The sequence below is a fragment of the Coprococcus comes ATCC 27758 genome (genome assembly GCF_025149785.1).
GTDB classification, from domain to species: Bacteria; Bacillota; Clostridia; order Lachnospirales; family Lachnospiraceae; genus Allocoprococcus; species Allocoprococcus comes.
Map to the genome: position 1 here is coordinate 1,142,700 of NZ_CP102277.1, position 20,926 is coordinate 1,163,625.

The 20,926-nt window shown below is 43.8% G+C and carries 15 protein-coding genes; all 15 read left to right on the top strand.

Going from position 1 to position 20,926, the window contains the following annotated elements:
* Nucleotides 1–31 precede the first annotated feature (31 nt).
* The 15 genes from pdxR (at nt 32) to NQ556_RS05705 (ending at nt 20,648) form a co-directional block, all read left to right on the top strand.
* Nucleotides 32–1,357 (top strand): MocR-like pyridoxine biosynthesis transcription factor PdxR, encoded by a 1,326-nt coding sequence (gene pdxR, locus NQ556_RS05635; protein WP_008369533.1) that lies wholly within the window; start codon nt 32–34, stop codon nt 1,355–1,357.
* Between the two features lie 95 nt (nt 1,358–1,452).
* A complete protein-coding gene (locus NQ556_RS05640) occupies nt 1,453–1,689 on the top strand; it encodes a hypothetical protein (RefSeq protein WP_008369532.1) in 237 nt (78 codons plus the stop codon).
* Nucleotides 1,690–1,860: 171 nt separating this feature from the next.
* On the top strand, nt 1,861–2,703 hold the full coding sequence (locus tag NQ556_RS05645) for an AraC family transcriptional regulator (RefSeq protein WP_173690686.1): 843 nt from the start codon (nt 1,861–1,863) through the stop codon (nt 2,701–2,703).
* Between the two features lie 102 nt (nt 2,704–2,805).
* Nucleotides 2,806–3,426, top strand: coding sequence for a DUF4867 family protein (locus NQ556_RS05650; protein ID WP_204575883.1), 621 nt, complete (start codon nt 2,806–2,808; stop codon nt 3,424–3,426).
* Between the two features lie 34 nt (nt 3,427–3,460).
* A complete protein-coding gene (locus NQ556_RS05655; RefSeq protein WP_008369528.1) occupies nt 3,461–4,945 on the top strand; it encodes an L-fucose/L-arabinose isomerase family protein in 1,485 nt (494 codons plus the stop codon).
* Nucleotides 4,946–5,277: 332 nt separating this feature from the next.
* Entirely contained in the window at nt 5,278–6,747 is a 1,470-nt protein-coding gene (gene xylB / locus NQ556_RS05660) for a xylulokinase (protein ID WP_044998596.1), read from the top strand.
* A gap of 125 nt (nt 6,748–6,872) precedes the next feature.
* Nucleotides 6,873–7,340 (top strand): hypothetical protein, encoded by a 468-nt coding sequence (locus NQ556_RS05665; protein WP_008369526.1) that lies wholly within the window; start codon nt 6,873–6,875, stop codon nt 7,338–7,340.
* Nucleotides 7,341–7,414: 74 nt separating this feature from the next.
* Nucleotides 7,415–8,470 (top strand): flavodoxin-dependent (E)-4-hydroxy-3-methylbut-2-enyl-diphosphate synthase, encoded by a 1,056-nt coding sequence (ispG, locus tag NQ556_RS05670; protein WP_008369525.1) that lies wholly within the window; start codon nt 7,415–7,417, stop codon nt 8,468–8,470.
* A 3-nt stretch (nt 8,471–8,473) separates the two neighbouring features.
* Nucleotides 8,474–13,081, top strand: coding sequence for a PolC-type DNA polymerase III (locus NQ556_RS05675; RefSeq protein ID WP_008369522.1), 4,608 nt, complete (start codon nt 8,474–8,476; stop codon nt 13,079–13,081).
* Between the two features lie 436 nt (nt 13,082–13,517).
* Nucleotides 13,518–14,267 (top strand): DeoR/GlpR family DNA-binding transcription regulator, encoded by a 750-nt coding sequence (locus NQ556_RS05680; protein ID WP_008369518.1) that lies wholly within the window; start codon nt 13,518–13,520, stop codon nt 14,265–14,267.
* Nucleotides 14,267–15,187, top strand: coding sequence for a 1-phosphofructokinase (gene pfkB, locus NQ556_RS05685; RefSeq protein WP_008369517.1), 921 nt, complete (start codon nt 14,267–14,269; stop codon nt 15,185–15,187). The genes NQ556_RS05680 and pfkB overlap by 1 nt, the downstream gene beginning before the upstream one ends.
* A 23-nt stretch (nt 15,188–15,210) precedes the next feature.
* Nucleotides 15,211–17,145: a PTS fructose transporter subunit IIABC gene (locus NQ556_RS05690; protein ID WP_008369515.1), complete on the top strand. Its 1,935-nt coding sequence runs from the start codon at nt 15,211–15,213 to the stop codon at nt 17,143–17,145.
* A gap of 49 nt (nt 17,146–17,194) precedes the next feature.
* Entirely contained in the window at nt 17,195–17,458 is a 264-nt protein-coding gene (locus NQ556_RS05695) for an HPr family phosphocarrier protein (protein WP_055262380.1), read from the top strand.
* 4 nt (nt 17,459–17,462) lie between these two features.
* Complete coding sequence (gene ptsP, locus NQ556_RS05700; RefSeq protein ID WP_195253510.1) at nt 17,463–19,085, top strand: phosphoenolpyruvate--protein phosphotransferase; 1,623 nt, start codon at nt 17,463–17,465, stop codon at nt 19,083–19,085.
* A gap of 180 nt (nt 19,086–19,265) precedes the next feature.
* A complete protein-coding gene (locus tag NQ556_RS05705) occupies nt 19,266–20,648 on the top strand; it encodes an NCS2 family permease (protein ID WP_022220236.1) in 1,383 nt (460 codons plus the stop codon).
* Nucleotides 20,649–20,926: the final 278 nt, after the last annotated feature.

Genomic DNA, 20,926 nt, shown 5'->3' on the forward strand with positions numbered 1-20,926 from the left:
TACAAAAAGAAATATTTTTTAGAGGTCAGTTATGAGAGTGGAATTACAGAATGAGGAACACTGCCGGTATCTGAGAGTGTATCATTATTACAGGAATCTGATTCTATCCGGGCAGATGAAGTCAGAGACAAAGCTTCCATCGATCCGTAAAGGTGCAAGCGAGCTGCAGATGAGCCGGACGACGATGGAGAATGCGTATATGCTTCTGGCAGCAGAAGGTTATATTGTGTCCAGACCGCAGAGTGGATATTATGTGACGGATATTGCCGAGAAGCAGGAAGAGGGCAGAAAGATTGCAAGCCGGCATGTAAGGAAGCAGGAGAATCCGGTTGTCTATGATTTTGCAACATCAAATGTAGATAAAGAGAGTTTCCGGTTTGAATTATGGCGGAGATATATGAAGAGCGCAATGCGTCAGGATGAGAGACTGCTTTCTTATGGAGAACCGCAGGGGGAACAGGAATTCAGGGAAGTACTGTCTGAATATATTCAGAAGACCAGAAGTGTGATCTGCAGCCCGGATCAGATCGTGATCGGTGCCGGTATACAGAGTCTTCTGCATATTCTGTGCCCACTGAATCATAAAAAGAGAACCGTATTTTTCAGGGACAGTGAGTTTGTACAGGGAATGACGGTTTTTGAAGATCATAACTACCGGATTGCAGGAAGTGCGGAAGAAGAGATTGGAATGTATTACGTGTCACCATCACAGATGACAAGATTTGGTGGGGTGATGCCGATCCAGGAAAGACTGGAACTGGTCGGACGCGCTGAGAAAGAGCATTTTCTGATCATTGAAGATGACTATAACAGTGAGTTCAAATATTTTCAGAAACCGGTTCCGTCTCTGCAGGGACTTTCGGGAGGAAGAAATGTCATTTATCTGGGAACATTTTCCAAAATGCTGCTTCCGTCTATCAGGATTAGTTATATGATACTGCCGCCGGAACTGATGGAAACTTACGAAAAAAGAAAAAATAATTACAATCAGACTGCATCCAAGGCCGAGCAGATCGCACTGACACAGTTTATCCGTGACGGACATCTGGCGAGTCAGGTCCGTAAATCCAGGAAGATCCATCTGGCAAAGGCAGAAAAGCTTGCAGAGAGTATCCACAAGGTATTTGGGGATACAGTAAATGTAAAGATCGGGGAAGCCGGTTTTATGGTTCAAATTATATTTTCAAATGGAACAGATGTTAAGAAAGTGGCAAAAGCAGCCCGAAAAGAAGGTCTTACATTCCGGGAAGCCGAAGGACATACGCTGTTACTGACCTGCGCAGGTGTAGAGTCGGACAAATACGAAGAAGCTATGCAGATCCTTGCAAAATGCGTTATAATAGATAATATGAAGTGACCTCACATTTGTAGCAATGTGGATTTACCTGTATACTAGAATTTGATAAGAACAAAGGTAACAAGGATTACCGCATACAAAAGGAGATCACTCATATGAAAAGAATACTAAAAATTGGCATGAATATCCATACCACAAATTACACATTATGCGCAATGGAACCAATAATCGGTGAGGCTGACAGTGTATTTGAAACAATCAAGGTAACATCGGATTATAAAAATATCCTGCTGTTTATTGAAAATATGAAAATGAAACTTGGGTTGAATGATGAATACGATATTCAGTGTGGATATGAGGCGGGCTGTCTTGGATATTCACTCTATAACTAGCTAACAGCCACAGGAGTAAAATGTGTGATACTTGCACCAAAAACCATGCTTACACCGCAAAGTGTAAGAATAAAGACAGATATGCGGGATGCGTATATGATCACCCAATGTTTGTCATATGGTGGTTATCATGCTGTTTATATTCCGACAGGAGAAAGAAAGGGGGAAAGGATGGAAGGTTCACATGAACTGGTTCTGCCAAATGAGGATCTTTCTTTTCGAATGTTTTTGTTTGAAGGGAAAGATGGAAATTATGTCAGGGAAAAGCACTGGCACCGGTCAATCGAGATGTTTGTTGTGCTGGAAGGCAAACTGGATTTTTATATCAATGAAGAAGACATCCATCTGGATAAGAAAACCTTTGTGATCGTTAATTCCAATGAACTGCATTCGATTTCGGCGTCACTTCCGAATAAGACCATTGTACTTCAGATGCCGCTTCAGACATTTGAACGGTATTATACGGATGAGCAGTTTATCTGTTTTACCCACAGGGAAAGAGTACAAGATGAGCAGCTAGTAGAATTGGTGGAGAAGATGTATGCGACATATCAGGAAAAAGAGATAGGATATGAGCTGCAAGTACAGAGTTATTTTTACAGATTGCTATATCTAATGGTGACGAAGTATCGGAAGATGAATGTCAGTGAAGAAATTGTGCGTGAACATAGGAACAGGAACCGGCTTTCTTCTATTACCGGTTACATAAAAGAAAATTTCAAAGAAGATCTTTCACTTGAAGGAGTGGCGCAGAGTTTCGGTTATTCACCCACGTATTTGTCTCGGATGTTTCGGAAATATGCGAAGATCAATTATAAAGAATATGTACAGGGCATTCGTCTGGAATATGCATACCGGGAGCTTACCGGAAGTGATGCATTGGTAGAAGAGATCGCAGAGCATAATGGATTTGCAGATGGAAGGGCATTTGCAAAAGCATTTCAGAAAAAATACGGAGTAAGACCCAGTGAGTTTCGTCGGAGACAGAAATCAGAGGATCAGAAAATGAGTTAGAAAAAGTTGACAAAGACAAGAAAGTGCAGTTAACAGGCTAAGTATTCGGTAGCAGGTACTGAACACGCCTGTTAAAATAAAAAGAAAGAAGGAAGAAACACAATGAAAATCAAAAATGTAACAGATCCAGAATTCAGACGTTATGGACGTATCGTTGATGGCTATGATTTTACAGAAATGATCAAGGTAATGAAGCAGACACCACTTCCGGAGGAGGTTATTTATGTGCCATCGGATAACAAACTGGAGAAGACAGAACCTGTAATTGATCTGAAGATGAGAATTTTTGGAGAACTTCCAATACAGATCGGATATTGTAATGGTCATAACAGCAAGCTGAATGCGTTGGAATATCACAGAAGTTCAGAAGTGAATGTTGCAGTTACAGATATCATTTTACTTCTTGGATCAGAGCAGGATATTGCATCTGATTTTACCTATGAGACATCAAAGGTAGAGGCTTTTCTTGTTCCGGCAGGAACAGGAATTGAAATTTATGGAACAACCCTTCACTATGCACCATGTGGAGTGGATGGAAATGGATTCAAAGCAATCGTTGTTCTTCCACAGGGAACAAACACAGATCTGATGACCTGTCATACAAAATCTTATGATGACAAGCTTCTGACAGCAAAAAATAAATGGCTTATTGCTCACGAAGAAGCAGGTATTGAAGGTGCGGTATGTGGTCTTAAAGGAGAGAACATCGATCTTGCAAAATAAGCGGACGAAAGTCCTTGTTTAGGAGGAAAAGATCATGAATAACATGCCAGAAGTTAAAATCGGAGTTGTTGCAGTAAGCCGTGACTGCTTCCCGGAAAGCCTTTCTGTATCAAGAAGAGAAGCACTTATGAAAGCTTACAAAGAAAAATACGGAGAAGAACATATTTACGAATGTCCGATCTGTATCGTAGAAAGTGAGATCCATATGGTACAGGCTCTGGAAGATATCAAGAAAGCCGGATGTAATGCACTGGTTGTATATCTTGGAAACTTCGGACCGGAAATCTCAGAGACTCTGCTTGCAAAACACTTTGATGGACCAAAGATGTTCGTTGCAGCAGCAGAAGAAAGCGGCAATAACCTGATCCAGGGACGTGGAGATGCATATTGCGGTATGTTAAATGCAAGCTACAACTTAAAGCTTCGTAATATTAAAGCATATATTCCGGAATATCCGGTTGGAACAGCAGAAGAATGCGCAGATATGATCCATGAATTTGAACCGATCGCAAGAGCAGTCATCGGACTTAACAATTTGAAGATTATCAGCTTTGGACCAAGACCGCTGAATTTCCTTGCATGTAATGCACCGATCAAACAACTTTACAATATCGGCGTAGAGATTGAAGAAAACTCAGAACTTGACCTGTTTGAAGCATTTAACAAACATGCCGGAGATGAAAGAATTCCGGCAATTGTAAAAGAGATGGAAGAAGAACTTGGAGCCGGTAACAAGAAACCGGAAATCCTTTCAAAACTTGCTCAGTATGAACTGACACTTAAAGACTGGGTAGAAGAACACAGAGGATACCGCAAATATGTTGCAATCGCCGGAAAATGCTGGCCTGCATTCCAGACACAGTTCGGATTTGTACCATGCTATGTCAACAGCCGTCTGACAGCACAGGGAATTCCGGTATCCTGCGAAGTGGATATCTATGGAGCACTTAGCGAATTCATCGGAACAGTTGTAAGTGAAGACACTGTAACACTCCTTGATATTAACAACTCTGTACCGGCCGACCTTTATGAAGAAGACATTAAGGGCAAATTCGATTACACACTGAAAGATACATTCATGGGATTCCACTGTGGAAATACTGCATCATCCAAACTTTCATTCTGCGAGATGAAATACCAGATGATCATGGCAAGATCTCTTCCGATTGAAGTAACACAGGGAACACTTGAAGGAGACATCAAACCTGGAGATATCACATTCTTCCGTCTGCAGAGCACATCAGACAATGTACTGAGAGCTTACATTGCACACGGTGAAGTCCTTCCGGTAGCAACACGTTCCTTCGGAGCAATCGGAATCTTCGCAATTCCGGAAATGGGCAGATTCTATCGTCATGTACTGATCGAAAAGAACTTCCCACATCACGGAGCCGTAGCATTCGGACATTACGGAAAAGCACTTTACGAAGTATTCAAATACATCGGAGTACCGGTAGACGAAATCGGCTATAACCAGCCAAAAGGTGTACGTTACCCAACAGAAAATCCTTGGGGCTAATTAAAACTATACACAATCATGTAAGGGGCGGCTGAATGAACCCGCCCCTTTATAGTACAAAGAAACACGAATTAAAAACAGGATTTATGTTTCAAGCAGGCGGTTCAATGTCTTGAGGACCAGATTATAGAAAATAAATATGGCAGATTCCATTTGAGGCAATGAAGATGAGACTCAGAAATTGTGGAAGCCATTGCTGACACAATTTCCGCCCTAAGAGGCTCATCGGAATGCTTTGCCGATTGGAAGATGCAATATTTATTTTCTATAATCTGGTCACAATCCCTCGAATCCGTCAGGTTGATATAAAAACCCTAACAAGGAGGAACATTATGCTCTATATAGGCGTAGACCTTGGAACATCCGCAGTAAAACTTCTGTTAATGGATGAAAAAGGCGACATCAAAAAAATTGTTTCAAAAGAATACCCATTATACTTCCCACATCCGGGCTGGTCAGAACAGCATCCGGAAGACTGGTTTACCCAGTCCGTAGAAGGCATCAAAGAACTGACTTCTGAGTGTGATAAGAGCCAGGTTGCAGGAATCGGCTTTGGTGGACAGATGCACGGACTGGTCGTTCTGGATAAAGACGACCAGGTCATCCGCCCGGCAATTCTCTGGAACGATGGACGTACCACAGAAGAGACGGATTATCTGAATAACGAGATCGGAAAAGAAACGCTTTCTAAATACACAGCAAACATTGCATTTACTGGATTTACCGCACCGAAGATCCTGTGGGTAAAGAAAAATGAGCCGGAGAATTTTGCAAAGATCACAAAAATCATGCTTCCAAAAGATTATCTGGCATACTGCCTGTCAGGAAGCTTCTGCTCTGATTATTCGGATGCATCCGGCATGCTTCTGATGGATGTAGAACACAAATGCTGGTCCAAAGAAATGATGGACATCTGCGGCGTAACAGAAGAACAGCTTCCGAAGCTTTATGAAAGTTACGAAGTCGTAGGAAGTCTGAAGCCGGAAGTAGCAGCAGAACTCGGACTTTCTGAAAATGTAAAAATTATTGCAGGAGCAGGCGATAATGCAGCTGCAGCTGTCGGAACAGGAACAGTTGGTGACGGAAGATGTAACATTTCCCTTGGAACATCCGGAACCATCTTTATTTCCAGTGCAAACTTCGGCGTAGATAAGAACAATGCTCTGCATTCTTTTGCACATGCAGACGGTCATTATCATCTGATGGGATGCATGTTAAGTGCTGCATCCTGCAATAAATGGTGGGCAGAAGAGATTCTTCACACGGATGATTTTGCAGCAGAGCAGAAGGATATTACAAAGCTAGGTGAGAACCATGTGTTCTATCTTCCATATCTGATGGGAGAGCGTTCACCGCACAATGATCCATATGCAAGAGCTACCTTTACCGGTATGACGATGGATACCACAAGAGCAGATATGATGCAGGCAGTACTGGAAGGAGTTGTATTTGCACTCCGTGATTCCCTTGAAGTTGCAAAAAGCCTTGGAATCAAGATTGAACGTACCAAGATCTGCGGTGGTGGAGCAAAGAGTCCTCTTTGGAGAAAGATGATCGCCAATATCATGAACCTGAAAGTGGATATCATCGAGAGCGAAGAAGGACCGGCACTTGGAGGTGCAATCCTTGCAGCAGTCGGATGCGGCGAATACGAAAGTGTAGAAGCAGCAGCTGACAAGCTGGTTAAGATTGTAGATACCGTAGAACCGGAAGCAGAACTGGTTGAAAAATACGAAAAGAGATACCAGGAGTTCCGTCAGATTTATCCGGCACTCAAACCGGTATTTCCGCATATTCAGTAATTGAATATAAGATTTTTATGGCGTCAGTCACATTGAATCTTCTTCTTTGCAGTCCCCGTTGACAGTGAAAGTTAAAACCCGTATAATGAATTATAAGATTGACATGATGTGGAGGGCTTGATTCTATGATTATTGCAAAGAATGATGAAGATAAAAGAAGCCGTGTGTGGAACTATGTGACAGGAATTACGACCGTTCTGATCATTATCGTGGCTGGATATTTCATTTACCAGGGATTTTTCGGAAATCCGCTGGAAGGAAAGTGGAAGCATGATGAGAGTGATATGATACTGGAAGTAGATGACCATAATGAAGCAGAGCTTGACTGGAAGCACCTGATCGATGGTAAGGATGTGGATGTGGAACTTGGATATACACTGGATATCAAGGCAAAGCAGATTACATTTACTGTAAAGCAGGAAGAGCTGGATGAGACAGCGAAAGAACTTGGTGATAATGTAACTGCATCGGAAGTAGAGCAGGCGATCAATTCTGTACTCACTACATTCAATTACAGTGTGGACGGAACCGAGCTTACACTTACCGAGTGGGATTATGGGGACCAGATGATTTTTGAAAAAGCAGACAAATAAAGAGAACCCTCTCTCTGTGGGCACGAAAGTCCGCAGGCAGAGGGTTTTGTGTGAGAACAGGAGGTTAAAAGCAGATGACAAGGAAGGAGACAAAAGTAATAAATATCGGAGGAAGAAAGATCGGTGGAGGCAATCCGGTAGCGATCCAGTCCATGACAAATACAAAGACAGAGGACGTGGAATCTACAGTTGCACAGATTCTTGCTCTGGAAAAGGCAGGATGCGAGATTATCCGCTGTGCAGTTCCGAATATGGAAGCAGCACAGGCTTTACAAGAGATTAAGAAACAAATCCATATTCCACTGGTTGCAGATATACATTTTGATTATCGTCTTGCGATCGCTGCAATTGAAAACGGTGCAGATAAAATCCGTATCAATCCGGGAAATATCGGAAGTGAGGACAGAGTCCGTGCGGTTGTGGAGAAAGCAAAAGAATACGAGATTCCGATCCGTGTCGGGGTGAACAGTGGTTCGCTGGAGAAGAACCTTCTGGAAAAATATGGTGGCGTGACTGCAGAGGGAATCGTGGAAAGTGCACTTGACAAGGTACACATGATTGAGAACATGGGCTATGACAATCTGGTGGTCAGTATTAAGTCTTCAGATGTCATGATGTGTGTAAAAGCGCATGAGCTGATCGCAAAGAAATGCCCGTATCCGTTGCATGTGGGAATCACCGAGTCCGGGACGCTGCTTTCAGGCAATATTAAATCTTCAGTAGGACTTGGAATCATCCTTTATCAGGGAATCGGAGATACGATTCGTGTATCGCTGACAGGGGATCCATTAGAAGAGATCAAGAGTGCAAAACTGATCCTGAAAGCACTGGGACTTAGAAAAGGAGGAATTGAAGTTGTATCCTGCCCGACCTGTGGACGTACCAAGATTGATCTGATCGGACTTGCCAATAAAGTAGAGACGATGGTTGCTGAATATCCGCTTGATATCAAGGTTGCAGTGATGGGATGCGTGGTAAACGGTCCTGGAGAAGCAAGAGAGGCTGATCTTGGAATCGCAGGGGGAATTGGGGAAGGACTTCTGATCAAAAAAGGAGAGATCATCCGCAAGGTAAAAGAGGATGAACTTTTAGATGCACTTCGTAATGAACTGGAACATTGGGGCGAATAGAAGATGACAAAGCTATTTTTTGATGTGTTTCCAACATTGAATATTGATAACGACAGCCATATGTTGTTTGAAAAGGTGGAGGTGACGAAAATCACCTCCACTTCAGCCAGAAATCATATCAAGGTTTATATTTACAGTACCCATCTGATCCCGAAGAAGACGGTATGTTATGTGGAGAACCAGATTGAGGAACAGCTGTTTTCGCAGGGAAATATTCCGGTGACGATCATCGAGGAATACCGGCTTTCCGAGCAGTATACGCCGGAGAACCTGATGCATGCCTACAAGGAGAGTATTCTTTTTGAGCTGGAGCAGAAAAGTGTGCTGGAGAAAAATATGTTCCAGAAGGCAAAGTGCCGCTTCGAAGGGGAGCGTACTATGTGTCTGACTATGGCGGACACGATTGTTGCAGAGGGAAAGACCAGCGAGATCACCAGCTATCTGAAGGATGTCTTTGAGAACCGTTTCCACGTGCCGGTGGATGTAGAAATTGATTATGAAGAAGTAGGAGAGAGCAAATACAAGAAATTCAATGAAATGCAGCTTCAGCAGGAAGTAGATGCGATCAGGGAAAGGAATCAGAAGCTGCAGGCACAGCATGCCACGGAAGAGGCGGTAAAAGCAAAAGAAACGGAAGGCGTATCAAAGAAGAAAGCGGAAAAAGCAGAAGATGCCGCTAAAGAAGCAGATGCATCAAGTACGCAGAATAAACAGGAACAGAAGAAACCGGAGACTCCGAAAAAGCAGGAATTTGCAGGAAAGTCCAGTGGGTTCAAAAGTGGCAAGGGAAGCTTTGTGCGTCGGGATTATCCGCTCAAGCGCTCCGATGACCCGAACGTAATTTATGGACGGGACTTTGACGATATGCCGATCGAGCTGAAGACAGTTACCGGAGAGATGGGTGAGATTACTTTCCGGGGACAGGTGATCAGCTTTGATACCCGTGAGATCCGGAACGAAAAGACAATCGTCATGTTTGCCGTGACCGACTTTACCGACACGATCATGGTCAAGATGTTTACACGCAATGACCAGCTCCCGGATCTGCTTGCGGAGATTAAAAAAGGTGTATTTCTGAAAATCAAAGGAGTTACGACGATTGATAAATTTGATGGAGAGCTGACCATTGGTTCTGTAACCGGAATCCGCAAAACTTCGGATTTCCGTGTAACAAGAAAAGACAAGTATCCGGAAAAACGCGTGGAGCTTCACTGCCATACCAAGATGAGCGATATGGATGGTGTTTCCGAGGCAAAAGATCTGGTAAAGCGAGCACATGACTGGGGGCACCCGGCGATTGCAATCACCGATCATGGTGTGGTGCAGGGGTTTACCGATGCCAATCATGTGATCGAGGATCTGGATAAGGATGATCCATTTAAAGTTATTTATGGAGTGGAAGGATATCTGGTAGATGATCTGACTAAGATCGCAGAGAACGAAAAAGGACAGGACCTGGAAGGCACTTACGTGGTATTCGATATCGAGACAACCGGTTTTTCCGCTGTGACTGACCGGATCATCGAGATTGGCGCGGTAAAAGTGGAAGACGGTAAGATTACAGATAAGTTCAGTACCTTTGTCAATCCGAAACGTCCGATCCCGTTCCGTATCACGGAACTTACCAGCATCACCGATGAGATGGTCATCGATTCGCCGGATATTGAGACGATCTTGCCGCAGTTTATAGAATTTATTGGCGATGCGGTTCTGGTGGCGCATAATGCTTCTTTTGATGTGGGATTTATCGAGCAGAACTGCAAAAGGCAGAAGATTGAGGCTGATTTTACTTATGTAGATACCGTTGCACTTGCCCGTGTCCTTCTTCCGGCACTGAACCGTTTCAAGCTGGATACCGTTGCAAAAGCTTTAAATATTTCCCTGGAGAATCATCACCGCGCAGTTGATGATGCAGGCTGCACGGCAGAAATCTTTGTGAAATTTGTGCAGATGCTTAAAGAACGGGAACTGACAACGCTTGCAAAAGTTAATGAATTTGGGGATCTGAACCCGGATTCTATTAAAAAGCTTCCGACTTATCATGTCATTATTCTTGCAAGAAATGACATTGGTCGTGTGAATTTGTATCAGCTTGTTTCTGCATCCCATCTGGTTTACTATAATCGCAGACCCCGTATCCCGAAAAGTGTGCTAAATGAGCACCGGGAAGGTCTGATCGTGGGAAGTGCCTGCGAAGCCGGAGAGCTTTACCGTGCACTTCTGGATGGAAAGCCGGATGAGACGATCGCGAAGATCGTGGATTTTTATGACTATCTGGAAATCCAGCCGCTTGGAAACAATGCATTTATGGTAGAGAGTGACAAAGTAACTTCGGTCAATTCTATGGAAGATATCATGGATCTGAACCAGAAGATCGTGCATCTTGGGGAGCAGTTCCACAAACCGGTCGTGGGAACCTGTGACGTACATTTCATGGATCCGGAAGATGAGGTATACCGCCGGATCATCATGGCAGGAAAAGGATTTGGAGATGCCGATAAGCAGGCACCACTATACCTTCGTACAACGGAGGAAATGCTGGATGAATTTGCCTACCTTGGTTCGGAAAAAGCGTATGAAGTTGTGATCAGGAACACCAATCTGATCGCGGATATGATCGAGAAGATTTCTCCGGTCCGCCCGGATAAGTGTCCTCCGGTTATTGAGAATTCCGACCAGATGCTGCGAGATATCTGTTATAATAAAGCCCATTCTATGTACGGGGATCCCCTTCCGGAGATCGTACATGAACGACTGGAAAGAGAACTGAATTCCATCATTTCCAATGGATTTGCGGTTATGTATATCATTGCGCAGAAGCTGGTATGGAAATCCAACGAGGATGGTTACCTGGTAGGATCCCGTGGTTCGGTAGGATCTTCATTCGTTGCAACTATGGCAGGAATCACGGAGGTCAATCCTCTGGTTCCACATTACTATTGCAGCAATTGCCACTATAGTGATTTTGATTCGGAAGAAGTGAAAAAATATGTGGGTGGCTGTGGACACGATATGCCGGATAAGAACTGTCCGGTCTGTGGACAGAAGCTGGTCAAAGACGGATTTGATATTCCATTTGAGACTTTCCTTGGATTCAAGGGAAACAAAGAGCCGGATATCGACCTGAACTTCTCCGGAGATTACCAGAGTAAAGCGCATAAGTATACGGAGGTTATTTTCGGAAAAGGTCAGACCTTCCGTGCCGGAACCATTGCCGCACTTGCAGAAAAGACGGCTTATGGATATGTGAAGAATTATTATGAGGAGCGTGGTGACCGTAAGCGAAATTGCGAGATCGATCGTATCGTAGCTGGCTGTACCGGAATCCGCCGAAGTACCGGACAGCATCCGGGGGGAATTGTGGTTCTTCCGCATGGAGAGGACATTAACTCTTTCACTCCAATCCAGCATCCGGCAAATGATATGACGACCGATATTATCACCACTCATTTTGATTATCATTCCATCGACCACAACCTTTTGAAATTGGATATTCTCGGACACGATGATCCGACCATGATCAAAACGCTGGAAGAGCTGATCAATTCCGATGCGATGGACAATAAATACGATGGAGTGAATAATGTATTTAAAGCGACTGATATTCCATTGGATGATCCAGGTGTAATGGGACTTTTTGCAGGAACAGAGGTGCTCGGTATCACACCGGAGGACATTGACGGATGTCCGCTTGGTTGTCTGGGAGTCCCGGAGTTTGGTACAGATTTTGTTATCCAGATGGTAATTGATACCAAGCCAAAGACACTTTCGGACCTGATCCGTATTTCAGGTCTGTCTCATGGAACAGATGTGTGGCTGAACAATGCACAGACTCTGATTGAAGAAGGAAAGGCAACCATTTCCACGGCAATCTGTACCCGTGATGATATCATGACTTATCTGATCAACAAAGGTGTTGAAAGTGAAGAATCCTTCACAATCATGGAACGTGTGCGTAAAGGAACCGTCGCAAAAGGAAAATGTAAAGAGTGGTCACAGTTTAAAAAAGATATGCTGGAGCATGACGTGCCGGAATGGTATATCTGGTCCTGTGAGCGGATCAAATACATGTTCCCGAAAGCCCATGCTGCAGCTTATGTCATGATGGCATACCGGATTGCCTACTGCAAGATCAATTATCCGCTTGCCTATTATGCGGCATACTTCGGAATCCGTGCATCTGCATTTTCTTACGAACTGATGGGACAGGGAAAAGAAAAACTTCTCTACCATATGAAAGAATATAAAAGAAGAGCAGAACTCAATCAGCTCAGTAAAAAAGATCAGGATACCTTAAAAGATATGAAAAATGTACTGGAAATGTATGCCAGAGGATTTGATTTTTTACCGATCGATATCTACAAATCCAAAGCATCCAAGTTCCAGATCGTCGGCGATAAGCTCCTTCCACCGTTCAACACCATTGACGGCATGGGCGATAAAGCCGCCGAGGCTATGGAAATTGCCGCTAAAGACGGACCATACCTCTCTAAAGACGATTTCCGTCAGAGAACAAAAGTCAGCAAGACATTGGTTGACTTGATGGCAGATATGGGTTTGCTGGGCGACCTCCCGGAGACCAATCAGTTATCCCTGTTTGATTTTGCCTAAATAAAAAGTCAAAGTACTTAAAGATAAGTTATCATTCAATATAACTTAAAAAAGTGCTTTGGCTTTTTTGCATATAAGAGAAAAGTATAAATTTGCATTTGGTTAGGTTAAACAAAGCCTTTTGCTGCATTTTACCAGTAACGTAGAAGCCAGAGTTCCGTTCCGACTATATCCATTTCCAATTCCGTTGAGTGCAATGGAGATGAAACACAAGTCGGAACTCTGGCACCACCGATTCCACACCCATAAAAATGCACAAAATCATCCCTATTTTTTTGGTAGTTATTTATGGCTGAAAATGATTGACTTTGACTGAAAAAGGCGATATATTAAAACTAAAGATGAATGAAAAAGAAAACAAATGATTGAAAATGACTGAAATATAAAATACAATTGAATAAATCAGTCATAACCAGTCGAAATGGAGGTGAGATAAGTGCTTGCAGAAGAAAGATTCAGTGAAATTCTGAAATTAGTGAATGAACACAAGACAATCACTGTTCAGGAACTGACCGAGCTTCTGGATATGTCAGAGTCAACGATACGAAGAGATCTGACAACACTTCATAAAAAAGGAAAGCTGATCAAGGTACATGGTGGTGCAACCGCAGTCAATATGGCGCAGTACACCAGAGACGAATCTGTTGCAGTCAGACAGGATCTGAACATTGATGAAAAGGTGCAGATCGGAAAGTATGCATCATCTTTGATTGAAAAAGATGATTTCGTCTATATCGATGCAGGGACAACCACTGATTTTCTGATTGATTTTCTGACAGAGCAGGACGCTGTGTATGTGACAAACGGAATCATGCATGCGAAGAAGCTGACACAGAAAGGATGTATAGTTTATCTGATCGGTGGGGAATTAAAAGAAGCAACGCTGGCACTGGTCGGAGAGGAAGCAATGAAAACCCTGGGAAGATACCATTTCACAAAAGGATTCTTCGGAACCAATGGGATTCATATAGAGAGTGGATGCACCACACCGGATATCCGGGAGGCTGCGATCAAAGAGATGGCAATCTTAAGAAGCGCAAAGGCTTACATCCTTGCAGATTCAACCAAATTCGGTCAGGTAGCACCGGTAACATTTTCAGAACTGGATGCAGTGGACATCATTACAACAAAGCTTAAGGATGCTACATTTAACAAATATAAAAATATTGTGGAGGTTGCAAAATAATGATTTACACAGTGACATTTAACCCGTCTTTGGACTATGTGGTACAGGCAGATCAGCTGATCCCGGGAGAGATCAACCGGACAACAAGCGAACATATCTATCCGGGAGGAAAAGGAAACAATGTATCTGTGATTCTTTCCAATCTGGGACTTAAGAGCAAAGCGCTTGGATTCAAGGCAGGATTTACCGGAGATGTACTGGAAAAGATGCTGGAAGAGTTCGGATGTGAGACAGATTTTATCCCGTTAAAAGAAGGTAATAGCCGAATCAATGTAAAGATCAATGCAGGAACTGAGACTGAGATCAACGGACAGGGACCGGTTATCACAGAAGAAGCAATTCAGGCATTATATGAAAAGTTGGATAAGCTGGAAGAAGGCGATGTACTGATCCTTGCAGGAAGTATTCCGAATACTCTGCCGGAAGATATTTATGAGAGAATCCTGGAGAGACTTTCCGGAAAAGAAATCCGTTTTGTAGTGGATGCAACCAAGGATCTTCTTTTAAAAGTTATGAAATATCATCCGTTCCTGATCAAACCGAACAACCATGAGTTAGGTGAGATGTTTAACGTAGAACTGAAGAGAAAAGAAGACATCATCATTTATGCGAAGAAGTTACAGGCACTTGGAGCACAGCATGTACTGGTATCCATGGCAGGTGACGGAGCGATCCTTGTGACAAAGGATGGAAAAGTCTATGAGACCATGCCTCCGAAAGGAAAGGTTGTCAATTCTGTTGGCGCAGGTGATTCTATGGTGGCAGGATTTATTACCGGATATCTGAATACAAAAGATATGGAAAAAGCATTCCGCCTGGGTGTGGCGGCAGGAAGCGCTTCGGCATTCTGTTCGTGGCTCGCTACAAGAGATGAGATTGTTGCACTTCTTGGAGAACCGGCAGAAGTGTACCATATATAAAAGCAAATGGGAGGAATGACAAGATGAAGATTACAGACTTACTCAAAAAGCAAAGTATTTGCCTCGATGGCAAGGCAGACTCCAAAGAGCAGGTCATCCGTGAAATGGTCGATCTGATGGCAGAAGGCGGGAACATCAATGACATTGACACCTATCGTGAAACCGTCTTCAAACGAGAAGAAGAAGGAACTACAGGAATTGGTGAAGGCATTGCAATCCCGCATGGCAAGACTGAAGCAGTAAGCGCACCGGGACTTGCAGCCATGGTGCTTCCGGAGGGTGTAGATTACGATTCTCTGGACGGAGAACCGGCATATCTTATTTTCCTGATCGCAGCACCGAATACAGAGGACAATGTACATCTGGAAGTACTCAGTCGTCTGTCCATGCTTCTGATGGATGAGGATTTCAGAAACAAGCTGCTTCATGCAAAGGATGTTGATGAATTTCTTGCTTATGTTGATGCAGCCGAGAAAGAAAAATTCCCGGAAGAAGCAGAAGAAAAAGCAGAAGCTCCGGCGGATGCATCTGCAAAACCGTATCAGATCCTCGCAGTTACCGCATGCCCGACCGGTATCGCCCATACTTACATGGCGGCGGAAGGTCTGGAAAAGAAAGCGAAAGAAATGGGAGTTACCATCAAGGTAGAAACAAATGGATCTGGTGGTGCCAAGAACGTACTGACACCGGAAGAAATCGCTGCCTGCGACTGTATCATCATTGCAGCCGACAAGGATGTCGCAATGGCAAGATTTGACGGCAAGCCGCTGATCAGTACAAAGGTATCTGACGGAATCAACAAAGCACAGGAGCTGATCGAACGTGCCTTGAGTGGAAATGCTCCAGTTTATCACAGCAAGGGTGGAGCAACAGAAGAGGGTGGTGCGTCAGCTGACGGAGATACCATCGGACGCAAGATTTATAAGAGCCTGATGAATGGAGTATCCCATATGCTTCCGTTCGTAATCGGCGGTGGAATCCTGATCGCACTTTCTTTTCTGGTTGACGGTGCTAATGCAGGTACAGCAGCATTTGGTAGTGGAACTCCACTTGCAAAATTCTTCAACACCGTTGGAAATACAGCGTTTGGGATGATGTTCCCGATCCTTGCCGGTTATATTGCAATGGCAATTGGTGACAGACCGGCATTGATGCCTGGTATTGTAGGCGGACTTCTTGCAAAAGCCGGAACTTCTGTATTTCTTGCAGAAGACGCATGGATTTCATCCGGATTCTTCGGTGCACTGATCGCCGGATTTGCAGCAGGATACCTGATGATCGGATTGAAGAAATTGTTTGACAAGCTTCCGAAAACTCTGGAAGGGACAAAACCGGTTCTTCTGTATCCATTCTTTGGGATTCTGATCATGGCAGCATTTATGATCTTTATCGTAAACCCACCGGTTGGAGCATTTAACACCTGGCTGAATAATGTCCTTTCCGGAATGGGAGAATCCAGCAAGATGCTTCTGGGAGCGGTTCTTGCAGGTATGATGTCCATTGATTTTGGCGGACCGTTCAACAAAGCGGCATATGTATTTGGAACGGCATCCATCGCAAGTGGACAGTTTGATATTATGGCATCTGTTATGATCGGAGGTATGGTTCCACCGATCGCAATCGCACTTGCCACCACATTTTTTAAAAACCGTTTCACAAAGAGTGAACAGCAGACAAGTATCACAAACTACATCATGGGACTTTCTTTTATCACAGAAGGAGCCATTCCATTTGCAGCATCTGATCCGCTTCGAATCATTCCGCCATGTATAGTTGGTTCTGCAATAGCAGGCGCATTATCCATGATGTTTGGATGCGGATCAAGAGCTCCGCATGGAGGAATTTTTGTCATCGGAATTATTGACAATCCATTGATGTTTTTGATAGCATTGGTTGTAGGAGCTGTCGTAGCAATGGCGGGAATTGTATTACTCAAAAAGCCATTGAAAGCAGAGTAGTAACTTATTAATTTTCTAAATATTTTTTAAAGAACAGGAGTGTTGAATCATGAAAGAATTTAAGTATGTAGTAACAGATGCACAGGGAATCCACGCAAGACCGGCAGGAATTCTGGTAAAAGCAATTGCGAAAAAAACTTCAGATATTAAGATCAAAAAAGCAGGAGATACACGTGAAGTCAATGCAAAGAGCATTATGGCAGTTATGAGTCTTGGTGTAAAAAAGGGAAATGAGGTTATCATCACAGCTGAAGGCGAAGACGAAGAAGAAGCAATCGCGGAAATCCAGAAAGTATTAGAGGAGAATCTGTAGGATTATGATTACACTAAGTGGTAAAAGTGTTTTTGGTGGCGTAGCCATCGGGAAGATTGCTTTCTATAAAAGACAGGAAAAGCAGGTAAGACGGTATCATGTAGAGGATACCGAAGCAGAGGTGGCACGTTTTGAGGAGGCCCAGGAGACTGCGATCGCACAGCTCGGTGAGTTGTATGACAAGGCAATGGAAGATGTAGGAGAAGCCAATGCGGCAATTTTTGAAGTACATCAGATGATGCTGATGGATCTGGATTATGTGGATTCGATTAAGAATATTATTACCACCCAGGAAGTCAACGCAGAGTATGCTGTTGCGACGACAGGAGATAACTTCTCCCAGATGTTTGCATCTATGGATGATGCTTACATGCAGGGACGTGCGGCCGATGTAAAAGATGTATCGGACCGACTTCTCGGTATCCTTTCGGATGCCGGGGAAAGCGGTGTTGTGGCAGATGAACCGGTGATCGTGGCAGCAGATGATCTGGTACCGAGTGAGACTGTTCAGCTCGACAAGTCCAAAGTGCTTGCATTTGCAACCATGTACGGATCAGCAAATTCCCATACGGCAATCCTTGCAAGGACCATGAACATCCCGGCCGTTATTGGTCTGGGAGAAGGGCTTGCAAAAGAATATGACGGACATATGGCAGCCATCGACGGCTTTACCGGGACCGTCTACATTGATCCGGATGAAGAGACCATGAAGGCTATGACCGAAAAGCGCGAAGAAGACCGCAGACAGAAAACACTTCTGGAAGAACTGAAGGGCAAAGAGAATGTCACCCTTTCCGGACAGAAGATCAATGTCTATGCGAATATCGGTAATCTTTCCGATGTGGGCGCCGTACTAAAAAATGATGCAGGAGGGATCGGACTTTTCCGAAGCGAGTTCCTGTATCTGGAAAGCGAAGATTTCCCGACCGAAGAACAGCAGTTCCAGGTATACAAACAGGTTGCAGAAAATATGGCAGGCAAAAAGGTCATTATCCGTACCCTGGATATCGGAGCAGACAAGCAGGTGGATTACTTTGGACTTGACAAAGAAGAGAACCCGGCACTGGGATACCGGGCAATCCGTATCTGCCTGACAAGACCGGAGATCTTCAAGACCCAGCTTCGTGCCTTGTACCGGGCATCTGCTTACGGACAGATCGCCATTATGTTCCCGATGATCATTTCGGTAAAAGAAGTGAAGCAGATCAAGGTGATCATCGAAGAGGTCAAAGAAGAGCTTCGTGAGGCACAGATCCCATTCCGTGAGGATGTGGAACTGGGAATCATGATTGAGACACCGGCTGCCGTTATGATGAGCCGTGAGCTTGCAAAAGAAGTGGATTTCTTCAGCGTAGGGACCAATGATCTGACCCAGTACACGCTGGCAATCGACCGTCAGAACCAGAAGCTGGATGCCTTCTACGATCCGCACCACCCGGCAGTCCTTGCAATGATCCGCATGGCAGCCGAAAATGCCCACGCAGAAGGCAAATGGATCGGAATCTGCGGCGAACTCGGAGCTGACCTCGAACTGACCGAAGAATTCTTAAGCATGGGATTAGACGAATTATCCGTATCCCCTGCAATTGTACTTCCGCTCAGAAAGAAGATCAGAGAGAGCAAATAGTTGCGGTATACAGCTACTATGAACAGTAATAGCGAACAAGAGTTAGAAATCAGAGAGAAAGTAATGTGTTTACTTTCTCTCTTTTTTTTGCTAAAATATTCTCTGCTACAAGAAAATTGTACGAGGATATTTTAAGGAGTGAGAGGGAATATCCGAGACAGACAGCAGGAGGAAAACAATATGTTGGAAAAGGTGTTTAAGCTTAAAGAAAATCACACCGACGTCAAAACTGAGATTCTTGCAGGTATTACGACATTTATGACGATGGCGTATATCCTGGCAGTCAATCCAAGCATTCTTTCCGCAGCGGGTATGGATCAGGGGGCAGTCTTTACTGCAACAGCACTTGCATCATTGATCGGTACGCTGTGTATGGCAGCATTTGCAAATTATCCATTTGCACTTGCACCTGGTATGGGACTGAATGCTTACTTTGCTTATACTGTAGTAATTGGTATGGGCTACTCATGGCAGACTGCACTGACTGCAGTATTTGCAGAGGGTATTATTTTCATTATTCTTTCCCTGACGAATGTCAGAGAAGCAATCTTCAATGCGATCCCAACTTGTCTTAAGACAGCAGTCAGCGTTGGTATCGGATTATTTATTGCATTTCTTGGACTTCAGAATGCGAATATCGTTGTCGGAGGATCTACTCTGGTACAGCTCTTCTCTGTAGATGCATATAATCAGGCAAATGGAGTGGAAGCAAGCTTCAATAACGTTGGAATTACTGTACTTCTTGCAATCATAGGTGTGCTGATCACAGCAATCATGGTGATTAAGAACATCAAAGGAAATATCCTTTGGGGTATCTTGATCACATGGATACTTGGAATCATCTGCCAGATAGCAGGTCTTTATGTACCGAATCCGGAGATCGGATTCTACAGTCTGCTTCCGGATTTCAGTTCCGGACTTGCAATTCCAAGCCTTGCACCGGTATTTGGAAAGCTTGATTTTAAGAATGTATTTTCACTGGAATTCGTTGTTGTAGTATTTGCATTCCTTTTCGTAGATCTTTTTGATACACTCGGAACTCTGATCGGTGTATCTACAAAGGCAGGCATGCTTGACAAAGACGGAAAGCTTCCGAGAATCAAAGGGGCACTGATGGCAGATGCGGTTGCAACTACAGTTGGAGCAGTACTCGGAACTTCTACAACAACAACATTCGTAGAGAGTGCTTCTGGTGTAACAGAAGGAGGACGTACAGGTTTAACATCCCTGACAACAGCGATTCTGTTTGGAATTTCCCTTTTCTTATCACCGATCTTTCTTGCAATTCCGTCCTTTGCGACAGCTCCGGCACTGATCATCGTCGGCTTCTATATGCTGAGCAATGTGGCAGGAATTAACTTCAGTGATTACAGCGAAGGAATTCCGTGCTTTATCTGTATCGCGGCAATGCCATTCTGCTACAGTATTTCAGAAGGTATTTCCATGGGAGTGATTTCTTATGTAGTAATCAACGTACTTACAGGAAAAGCAAAAGAAAAGAAGATCAGTGTACTGATGTATGTACTGGTGATACTGTTTATCCTGAAATATATTTTCTTATAAGATGATGATACCAGGGGCAAAAAGGTCAGAAAGCCGATGCAAGCTTGCTTAGCAATGGAGCAATCTGATTACACCAGTGAGCGGCAAAATTTATTTTTGACACTCACATCATAAGATAAAAAGAATATGGGGATATGTGAAAGCACAGGGACTGTCCGGTAACGGATAGGATTCTGTGCTTTTTGCGTGTCAGAATCGGTGCCGGGTGAGATACTTTGGATTGACTAGGACCCGTACAAATTGCTATAATGGAAAAAGACAAAACAGAGAATCACAGG